The following is a 25,320-nucleotide window of genomic DNA, read 5'->3' as shown; positions in this document are numbered from 1 at the left end:
GGACATCTCGCCGTACTGCTTGACCCAGCGACGGTAGGTTGCCTCGCTAACACCGAGGTCGCGGCAGACTTCGGCTAAGGTACTACCCGAGGCCTTCATGGATCGGGCTTTATCAAGTTTGGCCACGATCTGCTCAGGAGTGTGTTTTGGCAACTTCTTCATGATTATCAGTCTTCCTGCCCAACAAGGGGCTGTCACGGAAGACACGATCAAACCACATGGTCTATTTAATCCAGCCCAGACCAATTCAGCAGCTATCGAATAGCAATTTTTGTTCTCTTATTGGATCTGCTGGGCCTATTAGCAATGACAGCCTTTCCAGAGCCGTTGATCCTCATTTTTGGAAACCTCGTCACCGCATGCTTAAGCGGACTGTCGATTCCAGCCATTTTCACTATCGTTGACTCCCAAGTCAGTGGAAGCCAGCAAGCGAAAGCCTTCTCCCTCTTGGATACCGCGCGCCTTGGCGGCGGATTCCTTGGCTCATTGCTGGGAGGATTACTTCTTGACCAAAGGAACGTGCAGACTGCACTCTTTGTTGAAGCTTGCGCCGTGGCGGTTTCGCTACTTGTCTTTTTCTTCCTCTACAAATCCACGTCCCAGGACAATTCAGTGCAGCTAAGACTGAAAGAATCTTCACCGAGCTTTTTCCAAAAGGTACTCGAGGCTCCTTCTCTCTTATTGAAAAATAGAAGTTCTCGCTTCGCGCTAACCAGCATTTGGGGAGCAATCATTTGCACCTCGATTTTTAACATTGCGCTTGTCTTCTATGTAACCAGTACCCTCCAGGCGAGCGGTACGGTATATGCAATCATCGCCCAGGCTTTCATCGTGGGCCGCATCTTTGGCGCACGATTTTCAGCCCATCTCAGCGCACACAATGCCGAGAAGGCCCTGACCGGAGCCGGCTTCGCCATGGGGTGTTTTATTGCTTTACCCGGTCTAATTCCCTCCTTGTGGCTCTGTATTCCATGCTTCTTCCTTGGCGGAGTATGCAATGCCGTTCAGGTGGCTGCACTGCGAATCATCGTTGTTGGAACCGCACCTGATGAGGTTAAGCCCAAAGCCCTTTCTACGATGGGATCGATAAATAGCTCTGCGATGCTTATCGGATACATCATCGGGGCGCCTGTCGTAAGCGCCATCGGCACTTGCCGTATCCGGAATTGGAACCTCCGTGCTTACAGTGGGACCAGTCCTGAAACACCGTTTGCACTGATGCCCATGTGCGCACCTAGTTGCTGTTTTTCTTTTTCTTCGTGCGCAGCATATCCATGCTCATTACGGCGCCGATGATAGCGGCGTGCTGTTGCTCGTTGAGGTGTGGCGCGATCCGTAGAAGATACGTGTTTTTGCCCATGAAGTAGTTGCCCATGCCGGTCTATTTATTGGAGACATCGGCAAGCTGGCGATCCTGGGAGGTGATGGTGAGGTTCCAATCCCAGAAATCGCCGTGCACTTCGACGCCGGCAAAGCCCTCCATTGTTAATTCCATCTTCGTTTTGAACATGGAGAAGCGCTTGGTGATAACGGCCATGGGCTGTTCAATTCCCGGTAGGTGTACTTCGTAGGTATCCCTCAAAAAATTCGCCGGATCCGAGATCGTCATGACTGTTTGTTGGGGGTTGCCTTCGGCATCCGTGAGCGCGACCTCCAAGCTGCGGGAGGGTTTAAACACCATCTCCTTAAGGCTGGTGGATTGCACAATGGTGCCCACTGGGGTCCCGTTGACATCAGAAATCATGAATCGATCCTTGAGGAGGGACTTGGTCTGGGAAATAACCAGCTCGTTGAGCGTGAATAAGTTTTGCATCATGCCAGCCAATGTATGGCAGTGGGCGTTTTTAATCCTCCTCCCTAGGGGTGGTTTTTGCTTCTTCTTGTGCTTCGTGGGCCTCTTCGTAGGCCCGTGCGCGGTGGACGGTCATGGTTTGTGCAAAAGTCTGCACCCAATTCTTATTCTTTTCCGCCAGCGGGCCGGAGGGCTCGGTGACGGTCCAGGTGCCGTCTTCGAAGAGCCAAATAATGTCCCGGGTGTGCGGATCCATGACGTAGAAGGCCCGGCCATCGGTCTTTATGTTGTGGTGGTGCTGGCACAGGCACGCAAGGTTTGTGGGAGTCGTCGGCCCGCCATCCGCGTGGTTGATGCGGTGATCCTTTTGGCACACCGTGGCAGGACGGTTGCAGCCAGGGTAGCGGCAGGTGCCGTCGAAGCCTTCGAGGTAGGCTGCCATATCTGGCGGGGTTACGTATCCCTTAACCTCCTTATCCGGGTTCATTTCCCGGATCTTGGAGTAGGGCAGCGCGTTGGAGCGCGCTGGGTCGAGCCATCCGACGGATTCAATGAATGCGGGGGAGTTGGGGACATCGGTTGCCTTGTAGGCGTTCAGGATGACCTGGGGCGCTTCGGTATTGCCGGTGAGGAGGGAAATGGCGGCATCGGCAAGCGAGCAATCCAGCTTGAGCGCAGTCTCCTTGATGCACTTATCGACGCACGCCATCACCGAGGGATCCGCGCTCAGCGTCATCGCCGCGGTATTGTTTCCCCAATTCTCCATGGTGTAGCGCGGCTGCGTTGGCCCCTTCTTGACCGCGAGGGTGTCATCTTCGAGGTTGATGAGCTCATTAATCTTCCTTTTAATCTGCGCTTGCGTCCGCATGGCCTGGTTGGCGCGGATGGGTGTGAGGTAGGCGGTGAGCTGCTCATCGATGCGCGCGACTACCTCCGGGGTCGGGTTGCCCAGGCGGTTAAGGGATTTATTGATGGCAATGAGGCGGTCTAAATCTAAGTGATAGAGCTGGTGCTGCAGTTCTTTCAGCTGGGGCAGCTCTTCTAGGCGATACAGGGCCATCAGAATATGGCCGATTCGCCCCTGATTAACTCCGGTGGTGCGGTAGAGGGATTGAATGACTAATTCGAAATCAGAATCGAGATCGGGGATCTGTTCAGTCCAGAACTCGTATTCAGCCTTTCGCATCTCAAAAGCTAAGTGTGTAGTGGGGTCTTTGGTGTTGGTCGTGGAAAAGTAGGGATCTTCCATGGCGCTTAAAACCTAAATTTGTGTTGAGAACGTGTGTACGAAAAATACTATAGAACACCCGCCGGACATTCGCCTGTTTTAACGCGTTTTCGCAGGTAGGACTGCATATTCTTCCGTCAGGATAACCAGCTCAAAAAGCAAAATTATGTGCTAGCTTGAGGAGGGTATGAGCCAGGAGCAGGAAACGCAGGAAGAACCCGGCCGCGCGTGGTGGCAGTGGTGGGCACCCTTGGCAATGATCGCTGTCTTCTTGGTGCTCCCGCCGGCGATATACCAGGCGGTCTCCGGCATGACGCTGCTCGGCCTCATGGGTGGGCTTACCGTGCTTATTGCTTTTATCGATGCCACCACATTCCGCTATTCATGGACCATCTTCTGGGTTGCGGGCATCGCTTATTTCGCGGCCATGGCGATGTACTTCAACGAGGGGACATGGATTTACCTGCCGGTAGTGGTCCTTTTGGCGTGGGGTGCTAGCAAATTGGGCGCCAAGGTGAGGAAGCGCTGATGGAAATCTGGCGGTTGGACCACCCTGAGGCCGGCCTGCTCGAGGTTGAGCGTGGCTACGATGCCGAGTTCGCTGAGCGGGGCGAATGGCCCAAGGAGCCGAAGGAATTTACGCCGGTGCTTGGCGATGCCCCCTTTATCCACCGCATCCAGCTCTGGCGCAAGAATCCTGCACCCCGCATGCAGATCGTGGTCGACGGCGAGGTTCGCAGCCGGCACGACAAGCCGCGTGGCGGCCGTTATTCATTGCAGAAGAATCTGGAAAACGATCTCTCATTCAGTGAGAATAGTGCGCCGTTGACTAAGCCCTATGTAGATATCCAAGCCACGCCCTTCGGGGAGATACAGGATGTCTACTACCGCGATGGGGAGGAGGCCGTGGCCTTTGATCCGCCGGCGGGTTCCTTGGGCGAAAAGCGGCGCCAGGCAATGGAAAAAAGCCCCTTCAAGCGCGTGCTGTATCCACTGCTCGGTGGGCTGGGGAAGTCCGGGTGGGCCATCGCGATGATTGTTTTGGCTCCTATTATTAGCCGCATCCTGTCGCGCTTGCTGCCGGATTGGCAGCTGCCAGATGTAGATTTCCCAGAGATTTACCTTCCGCTGCCAAATTTGCCGAACCTGCCGGAGCCACCGCAGATTACCTTGCCCGCGCCGCAGTTTGCGGTGCACTTTGCACCGCCGGAGTGGGTGGTTTTCCTGATGGATTACAGCAGGGTGTGGATGCCTATAGTTATTGCCATCGCCTTTGGGGTGATGGCGGTGCGCAATGCAAAGAAATCGGAGGCGAAGAAGAAGAAGGAGTGGCAGAACCATGAAGATTCGCGGCGCGATTGATGCGGAGGGCCGGTGCAAGCATTGGCATTCCCCGCTCGACGTGGTGGCCAATAAGTGCGCGACCTGTGGCGAGTACTTCGCGTGCGCGCTGTGCCATGCGGAGCTGACGGATCATGAGTTTGGGCCCATGCTTGTCGATGCCCCCGCTGCCCTCTGCGGTTCCTGCGGCCTCGAGATGGATTACCGGCTGTATTCTACTGTCGAGGCATGCCCGGAGTGTGGGCATATGTTTAATCTCGGCTGCAGTGCGCATGCCGGGATTTATTTTCAGGTGACAGCGTAATAGCGGGGGAGTGCTACTGGTTCAAGCCCAAGAAGCGGTTGACTAAGCTGTGGTAGGCGCGCACGGTGAGATCTAGGTCCTCGAGGTAGAGGTGCTCATCGTGGCTGTGTAATTGCGAGTTGGCGCTGGCCATATCGCGGCCCTCGGCGTGCATCGCAAAGCCATAGGCGTTGCCGCCCTTGCGGCGGGCGAAGCGGAGGTCGGAGCCACCGGTGGCATGGACGGGCACGACGTCTTTATCGGGGAAGAACTCTTTGGCGGTGGCCTCAATGGTGCGCCAGAGCTCGGTATCGGTGGAGGATTGGGTGGCGTCTTCGGTAATGAGGTGCTCGATTTCTACCTCATCGGCGAGATCGCCCAGTGCGCTGCGGAGGAAATCGTCCAAGTCTTCCTGGGTTTGCCCAGGGAAGGGGCGGATATCCATCTCGAGGTAGGCGTGGGAAGGCAGCACATTGATGGCCCCGCCGGCGCGCAGGACGGTCTCGGCGATGGTGGTGTGGCTAAAGGCGTGGGCGTAGGCATCGAGGTTGCCGAACTTGGTGTAGTCACCGGTGCCATCTATAAGCTCTTTTTCGGTCTCAGGATCGAACTTGAAGGTGCGGACGAAGCCCTCCCAGATCTCGTTGGAGGCTGTGGGTGGCTCGGCCTCGGCGATGCGGCGGGCGACCTCGCCGATCTTTACGATGGCAAAGTCCTTGCCGTAGGGCGTTGAGCCGTGCCCGGCATCGCCGGTGACGTGGAGGCGGCGCTGGCCGGCGCCCTTTTCGCCCACGTTGAAACCCACCGCGCCGGGCAGGTGGCTACCGCCGGTTTCGGAGAGGCAGTTCTTCCACGCAAAGGCATCGGGGTGGTTTTCTGCCATCCACCGCACGCCCAGGCCACCGCGGGCCTCTTCATCGGCCATGCCCACGAAGGCGAGCGTTCCGCCGGGGTTGCCGGCGCGCGCTACCTCGCGGGTGACGGCTGCCATGGTGGCGGTAATAAAGAGCATGTCTACGGAACCGCGGCCGTAGAGCTTGCCGTCTTCAATGAGCGCCTCGAAGGGGGGCTTGGTCCACTTGGGCTCGTCGACGGGCACGACATCGGTATGCCCCATAAGGGTGAGGGGCTCCTTGGCGGGATCTCCGGGGACGGTCACCACGATGGACACGCGTCCCGGGTGGGATTCGAAGCGCTCGATGGAGACGTCTTCGTCGGCAAAAAAGTTCTCTAGAGTATCGGCATTGCGCACCTCAAAGCCGGAATCCGGGGTGAGGTCGTTTACGCAAGCATTGCGGATGAGTTCTTGGAGGAGTTCGAGGGTGTCATCGTAAAGCGTCATGCCCCTTAGGGTAATCCCGCGAAAAAAATTTTGTGATTTTGGCCAAAGTTGAACGGCGTTCAAGTAGGGTTCACTGCATGAGCATCATCGACATCGCCCGTGAGAAAGCTCTGGAGCAAGGCAAAGGCCTTAACCAGGAAGAACTACTACAAGTACTGCAGGTTCCAGATTCCCAGCTGGAAGAAATTGCTGATATCGCCCACCAGACCCGCCTGAAGTGGTGCGGCCCGGACGTATCGGTGGAAGGCATTATCTCCATCAAGACTGGTGGTTGCCCAGAGGATTGCCACTTCTGCTCCCAGTCCGGCCTCTTCGAGTCCCCAGTGCGCGCAGTGCGCCTGAACATCCCTGAGCTGGTGGAAGCGGCACAGAAGACCGCCAAGACCGGTGCCACCGAATTCTGCATCGTTGCCGCGGTGAAGTCCCCGGATGATCGCCTCCTGGATCAGGTGGGCGAGGCCATTGCAGCTATCAACGATGCCGTGGACATCGAGATTTCCTGCTCCCTGGGCACCCTGACCCGCGAGCAGGCACAGCGCCTGAAGGACATGGGCGCACAGCGCTACAACCACAACCTGGAGACCTCCCGCTCCTACTTCCCCAACGTGGTCACCACCCACACCTGGGAAGAGCGCAAGAAGACCCTGGACTACGTGCGTGAGGTAGGCATGGAAGTCTGCTGTGGCGGCATCATCGGCATGGGCGAGTCCCTGGAGCAGCGCGCCGAGTTCGCAGCCCAGCTGGCAGAGATCGATCCGTGCGAGGTTCCGATGAACTTCCTCGACCCTCGCCCGGGCACCCCGTTCGCTGACCGCCCGCTGGTCCCGCTGGGTGAGGGCTTGCGCGCCGTTGCTGCATTCCGCTTGGCGATGCCCTCCACCACCCTCCGCTTCGCTGGCGGCCGCGAGCTTTCGCTTGGCGATGACGGCACCGAGCGCGGTTTGCTCGGCGGCATCAACGCCATCATTGCCGGCAACTACTTGACCACCCTGGGTCAGGAAATCGAAAAGGATGTGGACATGCTGGGCCGCATCGATCTCCCGATCAAGGCTCTGTAGTGTCCGAGCCGAACTCTGAGTTGGCAACCGCCGTCCTGGCTGGAGACGAGCCAATTTTCCACCCTAATACCGGCAAGCCGATCGAAGAGGTCTTCACGCTGCACCCCGCTGCAGCCGCCGGCCTCGACGTGCCGCGCTACTGCCAGATCTGTGGCCGCCGCATGGTGGCCCAGGTGCGCCCCGATGGCTGGCACACAAAGTGCTCGCGCCACGGGGAGCTAGATTCTGAGTGGTTATACGTAGAGCAGCTACCAGAGAGTTAGCACTACCAAGATAAGGAGCCGCTGCCGCATGGCAGGCGGCTCCTTTTTCTATTGAAAAACAGCCGTGAACTGCGGGTAGGTAATCCTACTTGCGAATTTTGGTGCGTCCTACTTTAGAGATTTGGTACTCTCTACTTTAGAGATTTGGTGCGTCCTACTTGCGAAATTTGGTAAATATATGTTTGTTCCTCGGCAGCTCAGTGGATCTATAGCGCAGTTAATGAAATGGTTTCCAGTTGTTAGCGTGACGGGGCCGCGGCAGTCTGGGAAGTCGACCCTTCTGAGAGAAATGTTTCCGGACTTGTCATACCTCAATCTTGAGGATCCAAGTATCCGAAGGGTGGCACAAGAAGATCCTGTGGGTTTCCTTTCGAGCCAACGTGGACCGTTGATTATAGATGAGGCTCAATATGCACCGGATCTGTTTTCCGTTGTCCAACTTCGTTCGGATGAAGTGGGAAGCCCTGGGCAATATATCTTATCCGGATCGCAAAATTTCTTGCTTATGGAATCCATAACGCAATCGCTGGCGGGCCGCGTTGGGATCAGTCATTTGTTGCCCTTCGGCCTCATGGAAGCTCGCTCTATATCAGCTGATCTGACCGTTGATGAATTTATGGTTCGTGGAGGATATCCGCGCTTGTACCAGGCGCAAATTCCTCCGGAAATCTATTTTGAAAACTACGTGCAGACTTATCTCCAACGGGATGTGAGTGGGTTACTCAATGTTCGGAATAGTGATAGCTTTTGGCGATTCATTAAGGTCTGTGCGCTGCAAGCTGGAAACTTAATCAACTATTCCGCAATCGCAAATGAGATTGATGTTTCTTTCCAGACGGTAAAAAATTGGGTCTCAATTCTGGAGTCTAGTTTCATCATATTTTCTTTACCCAGCCACCATTCCAATCCCCGGAAGGTGCTTACTAAGACCGCGAAGTTGTATTTCTATGATACTGGTCTGTTGTGCCACCTTCTTGGTATTTCTTCACCAGAAGAACTTTCTGTGCATCCACAGTCAGGTGCAGTGTGTGAAAATATGGTGGTAGCAGAAACCATGAAAACGCATATTCACTCTGGTCGCAAGCCGGATCTACGGTTCTATCGGGATAGTTCTAAAAGAGAAATCGACCTATTGGATTTTACGGGCGGCGATCCTAAGGCTTATGAAATCAAGGCATCGCAGACCTATCATTCCAAATACACGCGTCATCTCGCGACTGTAGGTGAAGAGCTGGAGATCAAACCCGCAAACCGCACAGTGCTATACCGCGGCCAGCATTCCTTCGAAGCGAATGGTGCGCAGGTAGTCCCCGTTGAGCAGTACTTGAAGGCGCTTGATTAGATTGGTGGGTATGGATCCCGCTGTAGCCCATGCTCATCAGTCCGCGCTGAGATCGATTGCGCGCGTCGTGGAGGAGACGGCGCCGCACACGGAGGTGGGGAAGGCTTTGGGGGACATCGCCAAGCAGCTGCGTAACGGGCCGGTCATGGTGCTCACTGGGGCGGGGGTATCGACGGAATCGGGGGTGCCGGATTATCGCGGTCCGCGGGGCTCGCTGAGTAGGCACCGGCCAATGACGTATCAGGAATTTCGCCATGATCCGGCCGCTAGCCATAGGTATTGGGCGCGTAGCTTCGTGGGCTGGCGCGTGATGGATTCCGCGGCGCCGAATCGCACGCATTATGCGCTCGTGGAGTTGGAGCGCGCCGGGCTGGTTAATGGAGTGGTCACCCAAAACGTGGATGGCCTGCATAAACGTGCGGGTACGGAGAGACTGGTGACGCTGCACGGTGATATGGAAACCGTGGTGTGCCTGCTGTGTGGGCACCATGAGGATCGTGGGCACTTCGATGCGCGCCTAGCGGCCGCGAACCCGGGGTACCTGGAGCGCCTAGTGGTGGAAAGGGACCAAGTTAACCCGGATGGTGACGTGACACTGGATGAGAAAGACGTTGCGGCGTTCCGGATGGCTGGCTGCGAGCGCTGCGGATCGGAGCTGCTCAAGGCAGACGTGGTGTATTTTGGCGAGCCCGTGCCAGCCACGCGGCGGGATGCCGCCTTTGCGCTATTGAATGAGGCTAATTCGCTGCTGGTCGCCGGTTCTTCGCTGGCGGTGATGAGCGGTTATCGCTTTGTGCTTGAGGCGAAGAAGCAGGGCAAGCGCGTGGCCGTTATCAATGGCGGGCCAGGCCGCGGGGATAAGAAGGTGGATACGCTGTGGCGCACGCAGGTGGGCCCGGCTTTTGATGCCCTGCTCGATGAGTTGGAGATTTAATCAACGCGGCGTGTGCTCTACCATCCTGAGCAGCGTGCGCACGATGGCGTGCACGCGCCTATCCATGGGCATATCTTCGTGCATGACCACGGCGTGGCGGTCAAAATCTTGGATATAGATATTGCGCACCGCACCCTCAGGAGCGCCCCCTGGGTCGAGGAAGCAGGTCTCGGGCGGGACAACGACGGCATCGGAACGCGTGGCGATGCAGGTGTAGCTCACGCCGGATTCGAGGTCGCCGTCGCGGTTGACATCGCGAAGCACCTCGCTGCCTACCACCTGGTCCATGCCGGCGGGGCCAAACCAGCCATCGATAATGGAGCGGATCACCGCCTCTTGGCGTTGGGTGCGAATGAGGCGACTGGCGATGCCCCCGTGGGTCGTCCCATGATTAGGCGCGCTAATGCTCATGAGGTGGATGACCTTTTCGGCGCCGCCGTCCATGCGCATCCAGTACCGCGCGAGCAGGCCACCCTGGGAGTGGCCCACCAAGATGACCTTGTCTGCCCCGGTCACGGCAAGCACGGTATCGATATAGGCGCCGAGCTGCTGCGAAGATTCCGGGATGGTCTGCGTGGCGCGATGGCCATAATCAGGGGCAAAGACCGCCCAGCCGTCCCGGCGCAAGATATTGCCCATAATTTGCCAGACGCCCTTGGTATCGCAGGTGCCGTGCACCAGGATGACCGGCCAGGGGCGTTTGTCGTTCGGGCGGGCGCCCCAATCGTCTTCGAAAACGCCGCGCGGCTTAGTGCGCGCGCCGAGGGGGAGGGTCTTTGCGGCATCGGCGTCGAGGGCGGAATCGCCGGGGCTGGACTTGTTCTTTTCGGCCTTGAGGCGGTCAACGATCTCGTCGGCGACGTCATCCTGCAAAGCACTGGCCGCGGCTGGGGAAGCGATGCCAAGGCGTGGCGAATCTTTTTCTTCGGGTGCATCTTCCTCGTTGGTGCGCCCGAATTTGAGGAGTTGTTCAGAAATAATGCTTTTCAACTCTGCAAGAGATTCGACAGCCATGCCTTCCAATCATACGTGTTAATGCAGGTAAATGGCCTCTTTAGAAAAGTTGAAGAAATTTATGGAGAAAGCCCTTGACCTCACGCCACAATCTTTGTAACCTTAGGCTTGCCTAATCACGGGCGGTGCTTACGGCGTAGGGCGCTCCACTCCTTGCCGCTAAGTGCCAGAGATTAGTCATGGGGAGAGGGCCCGCCGATGCGCAGTCGGCGGGCCTTCGTTTATGCCTCGGGAGGATAGCCGGGGTAAAAGTCTACGCTGCCGTGCTGCGCGGTCCCCGCTAAACTCGCCGGTATGACCGATCTGCAGCATGTCCACTCCGTAGATGAAGCGGTGACTCGCTTAATTGAGCATTATGAAACCTCGTGCGAGATGGCGCGCGAGGCTCTTGCCTCCGGCACCCTCGATGATTATCGCCATGTGGTTTATCCCAAGGTGACAGTGGAGATCCGTAAATGGCAGCCGATTGACCGCTCCGAGCCCTTTGGCTATGTGGACGAGGCCGGCAAGTATTCTGCGGTCGTCTCCAAGCCGCACATCATCCGGGAGTACTTGCACGAGCAGCTGACGCGGCTGACCAATAACTATCCGTGCGATATCTTCGTGGGCCAATCGGATGAGCGCATTCCGCCGGAATACATCAAAGATGCCCCGGCGGCGCCGCAGGAGCGCGGCCCTATCCCGCGCCCGACCTTGGATGAGGTCAACGATGCGATTATTGATGGCGAGTGGGATGCCTTCCACGGCGGGGAAAAGCCGCTCTTTCACTTCGGGGCGCAGCGCTTCGATATTGCCTGTGCGCGCATCGAGCACTACACCGGCGTCGAGGTCGATACGGTGCAGAAATACATTCTGTTTACCAATTACGCGATGCATACCACGGAATTCGTGAAATTCGGCCTGCGCGAGCTGACCAAGGAGGATTCGCGGTATACGGCGCTGGTATTGCCCAATGGGGAGACCATTCACCCTAATGATGCGGTGGACCTCGACCTAGATGGGCTGACGCTGACCTCGCGCTTTCAGATGCCCCGGTTCGATCTCATTACCGCAGGTGGCGATGGCATCACGATGATCAACATCGGGGTGGGGCCATCGAATGCGAAGACCATTACGGACTGCTTGGCCGTGCTGCGGCCGGAGGCCTGGATCATGATTGGCCACTGCGCCGGCATGGATGGGCGCATGCGCATCGGTGACCTGATCTTGGGCAATGCCTACGAGCGCCACGACCACATCTTGGACCGACAGGTGGTTTCTTCCACACCGATTCCGGCCATTCCAGAGGTCCAGCGCATGCTGGAGGCGGCCGTGGATGAGGTCTACGGCAGCGATAATTCGCTCATGCGCACCGGCACGGTGCTATCGACCGATGACCGCGATTGGGAGTGGCGCACCAGCCGGGATCTGTGGGAGTGGTTGCGCACTTCTACCGCGGTGGCGGTGGACATGGAATCGTGCGCCTTGGCAGCAAATGGGTACCGCTACCGCGTGCCTTATGGCACGCTGCTGTCCGTGTCGGATCTGCCGCTGCACGCCGTGCCGAAGCTGCCGGCGCAGGCCCAGGCGTTTTATTCCAACTCCAAGGAAGCCCACGTCATGTGCGCGGTGCGCGCGGTGGAACAGCTGGCAGAAAATCCGGAGCGCCTGCGCACTCGCAAGCTGCGGCGGACGCTGGGAGAGGTTCCTTTCCGGTAGCTGCTTTCCCTTGGTAGGTATCGCTAGTTAAACTACAAAGAAAGCCCATGACGCAAAAGGAGCCGCGCAATCGTGATTGAGAATTGGATCCACCCGGACCGGGAGAACCTCACTTGGGAAGTCTTCGGCGAAGCGAGCCGGAATCTTTCGGAGCAAATCGTGGAATCCGGCTGGTTTCCTGACTTGATCGTGGGCGTTGCCCGCGGCGGCCTGATCCCGGCCGGTGCCATTGGTTATGCCATCGGGGTCAAGGCCATGGGCGCTATCAACGTGGAGTTCTACACCGATATTGGCCAGACCTTGGATGAGCCGATCATCTTGTCCCCGCAATTGGATACGGATTCCCTCAAGGGCAAGAAGGTGCTCGTCGTTGATGACGTGGCCGATTCCGGCAAGACCTTGGATCTGGTGGTGAACTTCTTGGAAGAAACTGCCGATGAGGTGCGTTCCGCTGTGGTGTACACCAAGCCGAAGACCATCTTTGAACCGGATTATTCGTGGAAGAAGACGGATAAGTGGATCAACTTTGCTTGGTCGGTGCTGCCGGTCATCACGGCGGATGGCTCCTTTCAGGAAGGCTCGTAGTAGCTACTAGTATGTGCAGGCGTGATTAACGAGCAGCCTGCACCCACCGGCGTCATCGCCAGTTTCCGCTTTGCCTTTTCCTCACCTGCGCGTTTGCGCAAGGAGGTGCTCGGCGGACTGGCGGTGGCGCTTGCTTTGATCCCGGAAGTTTTAAGCTTTTCTATTCTCGCCGGCCTCGACCCGCGGGTGGGGCTATATTCTTCGGTGATTATGGCGATGGCCATCGCCTTTACCGGCGGGCGCCCCGCCATGATTTCCGCGGCGGCGGGTGCGGTTGCCCTGGTAGTGGCACCGCTCGCGCACGAGTATGGGCACGATTACGTGGTGGCGGCGGTGCTTGCGGCCGGTATCATCCAGGTGCTGTTGGCGTGGGTGGGCATTGCCAAGCTCATGCGTTTTATCCCGCGTTCGGTGATGACGGGATTCGTCAATGCGCTGGGCATTATGATGTTTACCGCGCAGCTGCCGCACCTTATCGATGTCCCTTGGATGGTCTATGTGCTGGTGGCCATTGGCCTGGCCATCATGATCATTTTGCCGCGGTTTACCCAGGCAATTCCGGCGCCGTTGGTGACCATCGTGGTGGTAAGCATCATCGCCGTCGCGGCAGGGTGGAAGGTGCCGGATGTGGCGGACCAGGGCGAGTTGCCCACGACGCTGCCGGGCCTTTTCATTCCGGATATTCCGTGGAACCTGGAGACCCTGCAGGTAATTGCGCCCTATGCCTTTGGGATGGCGCTGGTGGGCCTCATGGAATCGCTGCTGACGGCAAAGCTTGTCGATGACATTACGGATACCCATTCCGATAAGACCCGCGAGTCCTTTGGTCAGGGCATTGGCAATATATTGGCCGCGGCGATTGGCGGCATGGGCGTGTGCGCGATGATTGGCCAGACCATGATCGGCGTCAAGGTGTCTCAGGCGCGCACGCGCTTGTCGGTGTTCCTTGCGGGCGCCTTCCTCCTCGTGCTGTGCCTGCTTTTCGGCGAGGCGGTAGGCCGCATTCCGATGGCCGCGCTGGTCGCGGTGATGATTCTCGTCGCGGCGACGACGGTGAATTGGCACTCCATCCGCCCGCGCACGCTCAAGTTGATGCCGCTTTCTGAAATCCTCGTCATGCTGCTGACGGTCGCGGGCACGCTGGCCACGCATAACCTGGCGGTAGGAGTGGTCTTAGGCGTGGTGGCTGCATCGATTGGCTTTGCCCGCCGGGTGGCACACCTCGTGGAGGTTGAGTTGGTAGACGGATATACCTACGTGGTGCATGGCCAGCTCTTCTTCGCCTCCTCGAATGATTTGGTCTACGCCTTTGATTACACGCTTGATACGGACTTCGTGGTGGTGGACCTTACCGATGCCGAGGTCTGGGATGCCTCGACGGTGGCGACGCTGGATGCGGTGCAGAAGAAGTACGCGGATCGTGGCATTGAAGTGGAGTTTCGGGGCCTCGATGGGGCGAGCGCGCAGCGCCTGGAGCGCCTGAGCGGCCAACTGGGTGATTAATATCACATTGCGGGCCTGATGTGCATAAGCGTACTAGCTGCAGGGGGTTGGATGGAGTGGGCTAGCGCGGCGAGATCGTCTTTTTAGGTCGATGACCTCGAACTATTAGGCGATAGTAACTTCGCGCCGTGGGGCAGCTTTGTCTTAACTAACTTAGGTGATCCAATCTGAAAAATGCCTCTGAGGTGCGGGTTTGATTAAGCATACCTTGCTAGACGGAGGATTTTATTTCGGTATTGTAGTGCCTACAACCAATTAATTGATTCCTACAGAAAGGATTTAGCAATGGATGAGAAGCTGCAAACCCTGCTAAACAATCAGGTCATTAACGAGCACGGTGCCGCTATGGTCTACACCCAGCTGGCCTACGAGATGGATAACCTGTCCTTCCCGGGTATGCGCGACTGGTTCATGGCGCAGGCTGGCGAAGAGCGCGTCCACGCACAGAAGCTTGCGGATCACCTCTTGGCACGCGGCTACCGCGTAGAGCTTAACGATATCCCGGTTGGCTCCATCAAGGCTGCCACCCCGCTGGATGCATTCGAGGCTTCCTTGGCTCACGAGCAGAAGGTCTCCGAGCAGATTCGCGAGATCGCTCGCGTTGCCCTTGACATTCAGGATCTGGACTCCCGCCAGCTCATTGACTGGTTCTTGGCTGAGCAGATCGAGGAAGAGGACACCGTTTCTGAGATTATTGACCAGATCAAGCTCGTGGGCAACGATGGCGCTGGTCTGCTGCGCATCGATTCCCGTTTGGCTAACCGCAACTCCTAAGTTGTGAATAACAAACCCATCAAGATTTAAATCAATCCTCCCATGGCACTGCGCTGCTGTGGGAGGATTGACGTATGTCTGCACACCTGAAAGCAATCCTCTCTGCCGTCTTAGCGGTCTTGGCACTAAGTCTCATCATCGGTGCTGCGGTCATCTCAAGCCACGTGACCCTCGGCATCTTTTTGACCACCGCGGCGCTCATGCTGAGCCCGTTTGCGGGGGTGGTGATGCTGGCGTGTGGGGTCATCGGCAAGCGCGGGCTGGTCAACCGTTCTTTATATTCCCTGAGCGGAATGCTGATGCTGGCCTCGCTGGCCGTGCTCATCGTTTTGCCGATGGCGCAGGCGACGCTGGCGCTGGTGATTTTTATCGCCGGTACCGCGGTAGGGATTGTGGCAGTGCAAACCCAAGCTACTAGGCGCGCATAAACTGGATGCATTATGCCGAAGTTGCTGTTTGATCTGTACGGCGTGCTGCTGCGCCCCGCCACGCCGGAAGCGCACGCTGAACTAGAGCGCTTCCTCGCGCCTGCGAACCCGGAGGCCTTCTGGGAGGCCTATAACTATTTCCGGCCGGATTACGATGCCGGAATTTTTAGCGATAGCCACTACTGGAATGAAATAGCCGCCCGCGCGGGAATGGGGTCCATTGACTGCGCTGGGGCCGTGGCCTGCGAGAATCAGTACCTGCGCGAGGCTGACCCAGAGATGATAGCGCTGGTTAAAGGGCTCATCGGGGAGGGCTTTAGCGTGGGGATTTTATCCAATATCCCCACAACCCTGGCGGAGCAGGTGCGCGCGCAGCACCCGTGGTTGGCAGAGTGCGCGGCGGTAACGCTGAGCTGCGATATTGGGGTGGCCAAGCCGCACCCAGAGGCCTACCGAGTGGCGGTGGACGCGCTCTCAGCGCAGCCCAAGGACACGCATTTTTTCGATGACCGCATCGACTACATCGAGGGCGCCACTTATTGCGGGTTGCAAGCCCACCTGTTTACCGGGATCGACTCCGCGCGCGAGGTTTTACGCGGTCTGGAGTGAGCGGCCCAGCTCCAATGGTTCGCGCAATAGCTGATCGGTAGCCACGGTACGGGCGACGGCGCGCACGATTTCTTTGTGGCTGGGAATCATGCGCAGCTCTAGGTCCTCCGAGGCGGAATCGCGGACGGTGGAGGCAAAAAGTTGGGGCGCGCGGGAATCGCCGGTAAAGGCCCCGCCGGCAATCACCACGGTTTTCGGCGAGTATTCGTGGACCATCTCCGCCGTAATCTGGCCCAGCTGGCGGGCCCGCTCATCCAAAATGGCGCGCACGGCTGAATTGGATTCGGCGATGGTCGCGACCTCGGGCAGGGTATTGGCCTCGATGCCGTGGCGGCGCACGGCGTCCAGAATGGACTGGGTGGCCAAGAGGTGTTCGGAAGCGCCGTGCCCCAGTAGGTCAGAGCGGGTCTGTGGCAGCGGGATGATGGAATTTACCTCGTCATCGGCGGATAGCGCTGATCCTAAAGAATCGTCCGCGAAGAGCAGAAGCACGCGCTCGTTCGTGCCAATCTCGGCGGCCTGGGTCTCCGAGCCCAAAATGGCGGAAATGGCGGAGGTAACCACCACGGGGACGCTAAATTGGAAGCGCAGGCGCGCCGCGATATCCACACCGTGCCAGCCCAGATTGTCTGCGGTGACTAGGCCCTCTTCATCCACGGTGCCCGAGGTGGTAATTCCTAAGGCCACGAGGCGGCGATCCAGGCCCGTCATCATGCGGTTGATGCCGGCCATGATGTGTTCAAGAAAGTCTTCCTCCGTCAGGCGGGCGACAGGAGTGGTGATTTCTTCCTCCGCAACGGTGCGGCCCTTGATGTCATAGAGGCCGATATAGGTCTCGGAGGTGCCGACGGCGATGCCGCCGAGTACCCAGTTATTATCCGCGGCCTCGAGGGGAACTGTAGGGCGGCCTCGGCCCTGGGATTGGGTGAGGTCGGTGCGCTCTTGGATGAGTCCTGCGTTTAGGAGCGCGGTGGTAGCGCGGGTAATGGTGGGCTGGGAGAGTCCGGTGGCTTCTACCAGCTCACTACGGGTAATGATCGGGTTCAGGCGCACCAGGTGAAGGCACTTAGCGGCCGGTGTACGGGGGCGCGTGAACACGGGGCCAGGTTTGATCATGAAAGAAAGTATATGTGTCACAGACTGCTTTGTCTAATCTATTCATAGGTGTACGTACCGAATGGTCTAAAGGTGGAGGTAGGCCAAAAATTCCCTATGCTGGGGCGCATGCGATCAGTAGCGGTTTATTGCGGCTCCGCCGTGGGCAATTCGCCCGCGTATAGCGCAGCGGCGCAACACTTGGGCGGCGAGCTTGCCCGTCGCGGGCTGAACTTGGTTTATGGCGGCGGAAATATCGGCCTCATGCGCGAGGTTGCCAATTCCTGCCTGAATGCTGGCGGCACCGTTACTGGCGTCATGCCGCAATCTTTGGTGGATTTAGAAATCTCCCATCCAGGCTTGACCCGGCTTGAGGTAGTGGATTCTATGGCCGAGCGGAAAACCCGGATGGAGCAGCTGGCGGATGCCTTTATCTGTTTGCCCGGCGGCGTGGGCACGTTGGAGGAAGTAACAGAGGTACTGACCCAACAACAGCTGGGCAGCATTCGCGAGCCCGTTGGCTTGGTTGACGTGGAAGGTTTTTGGCAGCCCTTTTATGACATGTATGCCGCCATGGCTGAGGCGGGCTTCATCCTGCCCCGCTTTGTAAAAGCACTGGTAATAGAGGAAAATCCCGCGGCCGTGCTGGATGGTTTTGCCCAGTGGCACTACCCAGGCACGAAGTGGAACAACGATTAGCTAACAAGTTTGCAACATTTGGGTGGGCCTGGGTGGCCTATCAACAAGATAAAGGGTTAGACTTCCCTCTTATGAGTTCTGAGCAGACCGCTAAGCGCCAGCCCTCTCTACTGGACGCTTCGTGCGATAACTTCGTTCACGACCTAGCCGAGCTATCCCCAACAGATGCAACCGCGTGGGGCATTGACGGTTTTGAAGGCGAATTGCAGGATTTTTCCCCCGACTATTTTGAGGCTGTTGCTGATCGCACCCGCGACATGGTTGCGGATCTAGATGCCTTGGATGACACCACCGATGAATCCGATGATGAGGATGACTTCGATGACGTGGATTACGTCACCGCAGCCGTCTTGCGGGATCGGCTCTGTTTAGATCTGGATTTGCACCATCACGGCGAGGATATTCGCAGCCTTAATAATATTGCCTCGCCCGTCCAGACCATCCGGGACTCGCTGTTGCTTATGCCGCAGGATACCGAGGAGGACCGCGAGGCCATTCGCTCCCGCCTGTCCAAGGTCAAGAGCTCCCTGGATGGCTACCGCGAGTCCCTGAAGGAAGCGGCCTCCCACGGCATGGTGGCACCGCACCGTCAGATCTCTGAGGTCATTGTGCAGTGCGAGCGGCTTGCCGATGCCGATTCCATGCTCGAGGGCCTCGGCCTCGCCCCCGACTCCGCCGAGGTGAAGAATGCCAAGGAGGCCTTTGGCGAGTTCTCGGATTGGCTGTCTAATGACCTGCAGCCGCAGTCCTCTAATAAGGACGCGGTGGGCCGCGAGCGCTACGAGCGCTTTTCCAAGCTTTTCGTTGGCGATTCCGTGGACTTGGACGAGGCCTATGAATGGGGCCTTGACCAGGTGCGCTACCTGCGCGGGGAACAGGAAAAGATCGCGCACGAGCTTTATGGCCCGGAGTGCTCGGTGCGTTCTGCCATGCGCAAGCTTAACCACGAGGAACGCTATACCCTGCGCGGTACCGATGCCCTGGTGGAGTGGATGCAGAGCAAGGCCGATGCGGTCATCGCCGAGCTCAACGGCAAGGAATTCGACATTCCGGAAGAAGTCGAAGAGATCGAGTGCCGTATCGACCCAGCGGGCACCGGTGGCATCTTCTACACCCCGCCCAGCGATGACTTTTCGCGCCCAGGCCGCATGTGGTGGTCCGTGCCGGAGGGCCAAGATACCTTCCACACCTGGCAGGAGCTGACCACCGTGCACCATGAGGGTGTGCCGGGCCACCACCTGCAGCTGGGTTCTGCCCTGGTACAAGAGGATTTGAACCTGTGGCGCCGCGCGGTGACCTGGAACTCCGGCCACGGCGAGGGCTGGGCCTTGTACGCTGAGCAGCTCATGGCCGAGCTGGGCTACATGGACGATCCTGGCGTGCGGATGGGGCTGCTCGATGCCCAGCGCCTGCGCGCGGCCCGCGTCGTGGTGGATATCGGATTGCACCTGGGCAAGAAGCTGCCGGACTGCACCGTATCCGGCGTATGGGATAAGGCCCACGTGAAGACCTACATGCGCGAAAACACTGCCATGGATGATGCGAACCTCAACTTTGAGGTCAACCGTTACCTGGGCTGGCCGGGCCAGGCGCCGTCCTATGCCTTGGGCCAGCGCCTGTGGCAAGAAACCCGCGCCGCCGCCGAGGAGCAGGGTATGAGCGCCCGCGAATTCCACTCCGAGGCCCTGGCTCTTGGCTCGGTGCCGATGTCGGTGCTGCGCGAAGCCGTGCTCAATAACTAAGCGCGCAGGCTAGCCGCGCACGCTAGCGCCGTGTGGAAAACTTGCTGACGGCCCTGATGAGCTGCGGCAAGTATCCCGCAATGACCAGCACGGCGATGAGGCGGGTAAGTTGCACCGCAATCACCACGGGGCCAGCCCCGCCTTCTGCGGAGAGCGCGAGCACGGTCTCTAGCGCGCCGGGGCTGGTGGCCAGGTAGGCCTCGAAGTAGCTGATATTGAGCCAGTGCATCAGCGGCCACGCCGTGGCCGCACAGAGGCCGAGGACCGCCGCGATAGAAAGAATCGTCGCGGGAAGCTGCTTGGCAAAGGCCTTGAGCGAGGGGAGAGAAAGACCTCCGCCGCAGACCCATCCGATGGATAAAAAGGCAATAACCTTAAAGGCATAAATCGGCTCCAGCGTATGCCCCTCCGGCAGGAAGAACGAGGCCAGCACCGTCAAGATCAGCGGGCCGAGGACCGCCGCTGCGGGCAGGTGCAGGAATTTGCCAAGCCTTTCGCCGACCAGCGCGATAACCAGCACCAACGCGATGATCCACCAGGTGGTTTCCGCCTCGAGCCTTAAGTCACCGCCCCTTCCGGCTGGCGTATCGAGGAAGGCCACGACGGCGGGAAGGGATACGGAAACGATCAATAACCGCAGGTATTGGGTGAGCGCGACGTAGCGGTAGTCGGCACCGAGTTCATCGGCAAGCGCGGGCATGAGCGAGGCACCGCCGGGAAGCATGGACAGGATACCGGTTTCGGAGGAGACGTCCCGTGGCCGCTGGCGGTGCAGCATGACCCCGCAGAAGATTCCCAGCGCGATGGTGACAAAGGACATGGTTATGGCCGCCGGCAGGTATCCCACCAATTGGCCGAAGGAGACCACCGTCAGCGGCAGCGCAGCCATGATGCCGATGAATCCGCGCGATAGACCATAAAATTTGCGGTTGACCTTGAGGTCTTCACCGGTGATAAGGGCCATGGCGCCGGAGGCGATGATCGCGGCTAAAATCCACGCGGCCGGTACGTGCCACATGCTAAAAAGCCAGCCCAAGAGGATGGAGACGGGGACCACGATGCCCCACCGCAGTATGGTGTGGGTGTCTACGCTCATTCCCCAGTGCCGTTTTGCCACGTATTCTCCCATCTTCTGCTCGTCTCCGATCGAGTCTAGACCTCCCCGCCGCGGGGTTTATGATCTCCTCATGGATATCGACGTGGCGCAGTGGGCGGTGCTCCTTGTGGGAGCGGCGGGGGCAGGCTGGATCGACGCGGTCATCGGCGGGGGAGGCCTCGTGCTTATTCCGCTATTGCTTGCCGTGGTTCCGGGGCTCGCGCCGGCAACGGCGCTGGCCACCAATAAACTTGCGGCGGTATCCGGCACGGCATCGGCCGCCGTGACCTTGGTACGCAAGGTGCGCCCGCCGGCAGGGGAGCTCGTTCGCTACGCCTTCATCGCGCTCGTGTGCGCCGGGCTGGGTGCGAGTGTGGCGGCGAATCTTAATAGCGACATCATGCGCCCGCTCATCATCGTGCTGTTAGTGGTGGTGGGCGTCTTCGTGACCTTTAAGCCGAGCTTCGGCACCACCGAGTCACCCGGTATCCGCGGCGGATGGCGCACCTGGGCGGGGCTTGTGGCGGTCGCGGCCATCTCCTTTTATGACGGGATCTTTGGCCCGGGTACCGGCATGTTCCTGATTATGGCCTTTACCTTCATCTTCTCCCAGAACTTCCTAAAATCCGCGGCGATGGCCAAGGTGGTCAATACTGCCACGAATCTTGGCGCGCTGGTGACCTTCATCCTTGGCGGCCACGTGTGGTGGACCCTTGGTATCGCGTTGGCCGCCGCCAATATCCTCGGCGCCTAGGTGGGCGCGCGGACGGTGCTGAGCGGCGGAACGAAGTTTATCCGCTACGCCCTGCTTACCTTGGTAGTGGTCATGAGCTGCTATCTATCCTGGCAGCAGTGGGGTTAGGCTACATCCGGTTCTTGGTCCGCGCGGTGGCAATGGCATTCCATGGATCCTCGGGCCACGGGTGCTTGGGGTAGCGCCCGCGCATATCGGCGCGCACCCCGGCGTAGGGGCCGGACCAGAAGCTAGCAAGATCATCGGTTATCGCTAGCGGGCGGCCGGCGGGGGAGAGCAAGTGAAATTGCACGCGGTTGCCGCAGTACTCCGGGGATTCGGCCAGGCCGAAGCACTCCTGCAACTTGATGTGGACCACGGGGCGCTCGCCCGACCAATCGATTTTGGCATCGCGGCCGGAGGGCACTGGGAGGCGCTGAGGTGCGAGCTCGTCTAAGCGGGTGGCTTCGGGCCAGGGAAGCAGGCGCTGCAGGGCGGGGTACATGTCTATCTTGGCGGTGGGGGTTCCCGCGGCAATCTGGTGCAGCTCAGGCCCGAGCCACTCGGCGGGATCGGTGGCATCGACATCCGGCCACGGATCGCCGTAGTGCGCGTGTAGGTGGCGCAGCCTATCTTTTAAGCTCTGGGCCTTCTCGCTGAAGATAAATAAGCCCAGGCCCTCTTCGCGGATGCCGGCGGCAAGGGCTTGCGCAGCGGCATCGCCGGTGACCTTGACCGGGGTTTCGGACAGTACAATTGCTCCGGCCGCCCGGACCTTGACCCCGCGCACGCGGCCCTCACGCAGGAAGGCGCGGGTTTCTTCGGTCACGCCGATGGCATCCAGCGCGGCGGGCTCTGCGATGCGCGCGGCGGTGCGGATGATGGGGTTTCCGGCATTGGAGAGGGTGACCTCCGCGATGGCGAGCCACGGCGAGCCGGCCAGCCCGGAGTTATCCAGCAGCCGGGCGCGGGTGTCGCTAGCTAGCAGGTAGTCTTCGCCCACGCGCTTGGCCACCTGCTCGGGATAGGCGGTGGCGACGACCTCGCCGGGGTCTGCGGGGCCAAGATCCTCCACCAGGCGGGACAGGCGCTTGATTTCCTTGTGCGGGGCGGGGCGGCGGGTGAGATCGGTGGTGTTGGTGGGGGCATCGGCAAGCGCGGCGATGGTGGGCGCCGCCTGGCTGCCGTGCCGGATAAGGGCCGCGCCGAGACGGGGATCGGTGGGCAGCAGGGCGAGCTCCTGCGTCGCGCCAATGCGCTCGAGGGTGGCGCGCGCGGCCGCAAGGGCTTGGGCGGGCGGCGGATCGAGCAGCGGGAAATCCGGGCCCGCGCCCCAGCAATCCAAAAACAGCGCAGCCTGCGTGAGATCCGCGGACAGGATCTCCGGCGTAGTGTGCGGGGAAAAGTGCTGGTAATCGTCCTGGGAATAGCAGCGAATGACCGTACCCGGCGCCTCACGCCCGGCACGGCCCGCGCGCTGGTCCGCGCTCGACCTCGATGTGGAGACCGTCACCAGGCCAGACATGCCGCGCTGTGTATCGCGCCGGGGAACGCGGGCCAGCCCGGCATCTACCACCACACGCACGCCAGGCACCGTCAGCGAGGATTCCGCGATGGACGTCGCCACCACAATGCGCTGCTCATCGGTATAAAGCGCGGCATCTTGCTCCGCGGTGGTCTGCTTGCCGTGCAGTGGGAAAACATTATGGCCCCGCAGCTCCTCGCACACCAGGTTGACCTCGCGCACGCCGGGCACGAAGACCAGCGTTGATTCGTGTTGGCGGGCTGCCTGCTTGGCGATGCCCCCGTAAAACTCCCGCGACCCCGCCGCGCGCCCCGATTGCGGCGCGTACTGGATGTCCAGGGGATAGGTCACCGCCTCGGTGGTGTGGACGGGTGCGCCCATGAGCTGGGAAAAGCGCTGCGCGTCTACCGTGGCGGACATAGCGATGACGCGGAAGTCTTCGCGCAGCTCTGCCAGCTCCAGGCACATCCCGAGCACCAGATCCGTATCCAGCTGGCGCTCGTGGACCTCATCGATGGCCACGGCGGCCACCCCCTCGAGCTCTGGATCTTTCAACAGGCGGCGCAGCAGCACGCCTGGGGTGACGAATTCGACCTCGCTGCCCGTGCGGGATTCGCCGCGGATGGCGAAACCGACCTTATCCGGGGTGCCGCTGAGGGTGCTTAAGCGCTGGGCGGCCGCGCGCACGGCCACGCGGCGCGGGGCGGTGACGATGACCTTGCCGCGCCCTGCGGAATGATTGGCCAGCGCCGGTGGCACGAGCGTGGTTTTACCCGTGCCGGGTGGTGCCTGAATGACGACGTTTTCGGTGCTAGGCAGCGAATCGATGGTCTTGGCTACGGGCAGCCCCGCGCCAATGCTGGCAAGATCGAACATTTAGTTGGCGGCCCCAAAACCTTCCACGGGTCCGTCCAATTCCTTGCGCTCCCACGATTCCTCATCGCCGTCCAGTGTGCGCACCACTCGGCCGGGCGTGCCCAGGACCAGCGAATTATCCGGAATATCCTTGGTCACCAGCGTGCCGGCACCAATAACGCAGTTTTCACCAATGGTAACCCCCGGCATGACGGTGGCATTGGCCCCAAACCAGGTATTGCGCCCCACGGTGATGGGGTGGGCGATTTCCCACCCGCCCTCGCGCATCGCGTGATCGTTAACGGGGTGGCCGACCGTAATGAACGAGCAATTGGGCCCAATCAGCACGCGGTCCCCGAATGTGACCTTGGCTTGGGCCAAAATGCTGCTGCCAAAGTTGATGAAGACGCCTTCCCCACAGACGATATTGCAGCCGTATTCCATATTCAGCGGCGCGTGCGCCCCCGGTACGTGTGATTCCTCCGGCAGGATCTCCCGCAAGATTGCCTGCGCCTGCTCCTTATCCGTGTTGTGCAGATCGTTGAACTGCCCAATCAACCCAAAGGTGCGCTGGTGCTCCTTGTCGATGTCCCCCATGCCCGGCAGGTGCCACTGCCCACCGGTCATCCGCTCCCAAGTGCCGTAGCGTTGCAGGTCGTGCAGCTTCTGTTCATCCATGGTGGCCATTGTAGAGGGCGCGTGGTTCCTGCCGAGCATACCGGACTTGACCCCCTCACCTTTCGATAGAATTAAGGAGAAGTTTACTGGCAAACCATATTGTGGAGTGTTTTTCTGATGAGTCGTTTGATTGGCTTTGCTGGGATTGCGGTGCTTGTGGTTTCAGGGGTCTTTGCTTTATTCGGTTACACAAAAATTTCGTATTTTTTGCTAGCCGTTGCCGCCGTTGATCTCATGGTTGCCCGGATCTACCAGCCTGACGAATCCAATGACAGAAGAACGAAACAGCTAAAGGCAGTTAGCTGCTTCGCCATACTCCTCGGCACACTTTTCATCTATATAACAGGGTCTTGGATAGGAATCATCGCAATCAACTCAGGAATAATAGATCTCATGTCCGGAGAAAATACAATACTAAAAAAGCAGCCACAGAAGCAATAGAGCTGTCGGCTCTAATGCAAAATGCTGCCGGCCAATGAATGACCTCAAACAGGTGGGTACTTTCGTTCCTTTTCCGTTCGATAATGCTTCTACCGTTGTCTGATTTCTGGATTAGGCTATGTGGGACCTCGGACGAGGTAAAGGCTTGAGTTCTAGGATTGACAGTGCGAGCTTGCTCGATGCCCGACCTACCGTCCAGACCACCACCAAAGTAGAAACTCCTGCTTGGTATGCCATCGCTTCCCGCATTTCGTCGGCAGCG

The 25,320-nt window shown here is 59.1% G+C and carries 26 protein-coding genes and 1 pseudogene; 18 read left to right on the top strand and 9 right to left on the bottom strand.

Annotated elements, in window-relative coordinates:
• The coding region (locus tag ABRP64_RS10535; RefSeq protein WP_349866399.1) for a transposase at positions 1–162 on the bottom strand (162 nt) is incomplete at its 3' end.
• A 120-nt stretch (positions 163–282) separates the two neighbouring features.
• Between ABRP64_RS10535 and ABRP64_RS10530 the strand changes: the two genes are divergently transcribed.
• Entirely contained in the window at positions 283–1,296 is a 1,014-nt protein-coding gene (locus ABRP64_RS10530; protein WP_349866396.1) for an MFS transporter, read from the top strand.
• An 85-nt stretch (positions 1,297–1,381) separates the two neighbouring features.
• Here ABRP64_RS10530 and ABRP64_RS10525 read toward each other — a convergent pair whose 3' ends face one another.
• Positions 1,382–1,816, bottom strand: coding sequence for an LURP-one-related/scramblase family protein (locus ABRP64_RS10525; RefSeq protein WP_284770862.1), 435 nt, complete (start codon positions 1,814–1,816; stop codon positions 1,382–1,384).
• Between the two features lie 28 nt (positions 1,817–1,844).
• The gene (locus tag ABRP64_RS10520; RefSeq protein ID WP_349866394.1) at positions 1,845–3,041 is read right to left on the bottom strand and encodes an HNH endonuclease signature motif containing protein; all 1,197 of its coding nucleotides are present in this window, start codon (positions 3,039–3,041) and stop codon (positions 1,845–1,847) included.
• Between the two features lie 166 nt (positions 3,042–3,207).
• On the opposite strand from ABRP64_RS10520, the gene ABRP64_RS10515 reads away from it, so the two are divergent.
• From ABRP64_RS10515 to ABRP64_RS10505, 3 genes are read left to right on the top strand one after another with little or no spacing between them, the layout of a single operon-like run.
• Positions 3,208–3,549 (top strand): heme transporter, encoded by a 342-nt coding sequence (locus tag ABRP64_RS10515; RefSeq protein ID WP_349866392.1) that lies wholly within the window; start codon positions 3,208–3,210, stop codon positions 3,547–3,549.
• Positions 3,549–4,382: a hypothetical protein gene (locus tag ABRP64_RS10510; protein ID WP_349866390.1), complete on the top strand. Its 834-nt coding sequence runs from the start codon at positions 3,549–3,551 to the stop codon at positions 4,380–4,382. The genes ABRP64_RS10515 and ABRP64_RS10510 overlap by 1 nt, the downstream gene beginning before the upstream one ends.
• On the top strand, positions 4,360–4,665 hold the full coding sequence (locus ABRP64_RS10505) for a CHY zinc finger protein (RefSeq protein ID WP_349866388.1): 306 nt from the start codon (positions 4,360–4,362) through the stop codon (positions 4,663–4,665). Before ABRP64_RS10510 ends, ABRP64_RS10505 begins: the two co-directional genes overlap by 23 nt.
• A gap of 13 nt (positions 4,666–4,678) precedes the next feature.
• On the opposite strand, the gene ABRP64_RS10500 is transcribed toward ABRP64_RS10505, so the two are convergent.
• Positions 4,679–5,986, bottom strand: coding sequence for a M20/M25/M40 family metallo-hydrolase (locus ABRP64_RS10500; RefSeq protein WP_349866386.1), 1,308 nt, complete (start codon positions 5,984–5,986; stop codon positions 4,679–4,681).
• Positions 5,987–6,063: 77 nt separating this feature from the next.
• On the opposite strand from ABRP64_RS10500, the gene bioB reads away from it, so the two are divergent.
• From bioB to ABRP64_RS10480, 4 genes are all read left to right on the top strand, one after another.
• Complete coding sequence (gene bioB, locus ABRP64_RS10495) at positions 6,064–7,044, top strand: biotin synthase BioB (RefSeq protein ID WP_005276160.1); 981 nt, start codon at positions 6,064–6,066, stop codon at positions 7,042–7,044.
• Positions 7,044–7,307 carry a biotin synthase auxiliary protein BsaP gene (bsaP, locus tag ABRP64_RS10490; protein WP_023024778.1) on the top strand — a complete coding sequence of 88 codons (264 nt, stop codon included), beginning with the start codon at positions 7,044–7,046 and terminating at the stop codon, positions 7,305–7,307. Before bioB ends, bsaP begins: the two co-directional genes overlap by 1 nt.
• Positions 7,308–7,485: 178 nt before the next feature.
• Entirely contained in the window at positions 7,486–8,649 is a 1,164-nt protein-coding gene (locus ABRP64_RS10485; protein WP_349866385.1) for an ATP-binding protein, read from the top strand.
• A gap of 10 nt (positions 8,650–8,659) precedes the next feature.
• Positions 8,660–9,583, top strand: coding sequence for a Sir2 family NAD-dependent protein deacetylase (locus ABRP64_RS10480; RefSeq protein WP_349866383.1), 924 nt, complete (start codon positions 8,660–8,662; stop codon positions 9,581–9,583).
• Here the strand turns inward: ABRP64_RS10480 and ABRP64_RS10475 are convergent, their stop codons facing one another.
• Positions 9,584–10,597, bottom strand: coding sequence for an esterase/lipase family protein (locus tag ABRP64_RS10475; RefSeq protein WP_349866381.1), 1,014 nt, complete (start codon positions 10,595–10,597; stop codon positions 9,584–9,586).
• Positions 10,598–10,891: 294 nt separating this feature from the next.
• On the opposite strand from ABRP64_RS10475, the gene amn reads away from it, so the two are divergent.
• From amn to ABRP64_RS10445, 6 genes are all read left to right on the top strand, one after another.
• A complete protein-coding gene (gene amn, locus ABRP64_RS10470; RefSeq protein WP_284637185.1) occupies positions 10,892–12,295 on the top strand; it encodes an AMP nucleosidase in 1,404 nt (467 codons plus the stop codon).
• 72 nt (positions 12,296–12,367) lie between these two features.
• Positions 12,368–12,880, top strand: coding sequence for a phosphoribosyltransferase (locus ABRP64_RS10465; protein WP_296089979.1), 513 nt, complete (start codon positions 12,368–12,370; stop codon positions 12,878–12,880).
• Positions 12,881–12,901: 21 nt separating this feature from the next.
• The gene (locus tag ABRP64_RS10460; RefSeq protein WP_349866379.1) at positions 12,902–14,383 is read left to right on the top strand and encodes a SulP family inorganic anion transporter; all 1,482 of its coding nucleotides are present in this window, start codon (positions 12,902–12,904) and stop codon (positions 14,381–14,383) included.
• Positions 14,384–14,668: 285 nt separating this feature from the next.
• Positions 14,669–15,157 (top strand): ferritin, encoded by a 489-nt coding sequence (locus tag ABRP64_RS10455; protein WP_023016464.1) that lies wholly within the window; start codon positions 14,669–14,671, stop codon positions 15,155–15,157.
• Between the two features lie 74 nt (positions 15,158–15,231).
• Positions 15,232–15,585, top strand: a complete 354-nt coding sequence (locus tag ABRP64_RS10450; RefSeq protein ID WP_284852350.1) for a hypothetical protein — start codon at positions 15,232–15,234, stop codon at positions 15,583–15,585.
• A gap of 12 nt (positions 15,586–15,597) precedes the next feature.
• A complete protein-coding gene (locus ABRP64_RS10445; RefSeq protein WP_284852351.1) occupies positions 15,598–16,194 on the top strand; it encodes an HAD-IA family hydrolase in 597 nt (198 codons plus the stop codon).
• Here the strand turns inward: ABRP64_RS10445 and ABRP64_RS10440 are convergent.
• Entirely contained in the window at positions 16,177–17,310 is a 1,134-nt protein-coding gene (locus tag ABRP64_RS10440; RefSeq protein ID WP_284770877.1) for an ROK family transcriptional regulator, read from the bottom strand. The genes ABRP64_RS10445 and ABRP64_RS10440 overlap by 18 nt on opposite strands.
• Positions 17,311–17,418: 108 nt before the next feature.
• Here ABRP64_RS10440 and ABRP64_RS10435 point away from each other — a divergent pair, with 108 nt between their 5' ends.
• The gene (locus tag ABRP64_RS10435) at positions 17,419–17,988 is read left to right on the top strand and encodes an LOG family protein (RefSeq protein WP_284784935.1); all 570 of its coding nucleotides are present in this window, start codon (positions 17,419–17,421) and stop codon (positions 17,986–17,988) included.
• A 71-nt stretch (positions 17,989–18,059) separates the two neighbouring features.
• Positions 18,060–19,730, top strand: a complete 1,671-nt coding sequence (locus tag ABRP64_RS10430) for a DUF885 domain-containing protein (protein WP_284864636.1) — start codon at positions 18,060–18,062, stop codon at positions 19,728–19,730.
• A 22-nt stretch (positions 19,731–19,752) separates the two neighbouring features.
• On the opposite strand, the gene ABRP64_RS10425 is transcribed toward ABRP64_RS10430, so the two are convergent.
• Positions 19,753–20,859, bottom strand: coding sequence for an AbrB family transcriptional regulator (locus ABRP64_RS10425; protein ID WP_349866377.1), 1,107 nt, complete (start codon positions 20,857–20,859; stop codon positions 19,753–19,755).
• A 58-nt stretch (positions 20,860–20,917) separates the two neighbouring features.
• Between ABRP64_RS10425 and ABRP64_RS10420 the strand changes: the two are divergent.
• A pseudogene (locus tag ABRP64_RS10420) lies at positions 20,918–21,688 on the top strand (TSUP family transporter).
• A gap of 1 nt (position 21,689) precedes the next feature.
• Here the strand turns inward: ABRP64_RS10420 and hrpB are convergent.
• Together hrpB and ABRP64_RS10410 are read right to left on the bottom strand one after the other, a co-directional pair.
• A complete protein-coding gene (hrpB, locus tag ABRP64_RS10415; protein ID WP_349866375.1) occupies positions 21,690–23,960 on the bottom strand; it encodes an ATP-dependent helicase HrpB in 2,271 nt (756 codons plus the stop codon).
• The gene (locus tag ABRP64_RS10410) at positions 23,961–24,626 is read right to left on the bottom strand and encodes a sugar O-acetyltransferase (RefSeq protein ID WP_349866397.1); all 666 of its coding nucleotides are present in this window, start codon (positions 24,624–24,626) and stop codon (positions 23,961–23,963) included.
• A gap of 108 nt (positions 24,627–24,734) precedes the next feature.
• On the opposite strand from ABRP64_RS10410, the gene ABRP64_RS10405 reads away from it, so the two are divergent.
• Positions 24,735–25,058, top strand: a complete 324-nt coding sequence (locus ABRP64_RS10405) for a hypothetical protein (protein ID WP_349866373.1) — start codon at positions 24,735–24,737, stop codon at positions 25,056–25,058.
• Positions 25,059–25,320: the final 262 nt, after the last annotated feature.

Source organism: Corynebacterium sp. KPL4015 (assembly GCF_040225725.1).
Lineage (GTDB): Bacteria > Actinomycetota > Actinomycetes > Mycobacteriales > Mycobacteriaceae > Corynebacterium > Corynebacterium rhinophilum.
The sequence above is the reverse complement of the archived record's forward strand: the minus strand, read 5'-3'. Positions and strand labels throughout refer to the sequence as shown.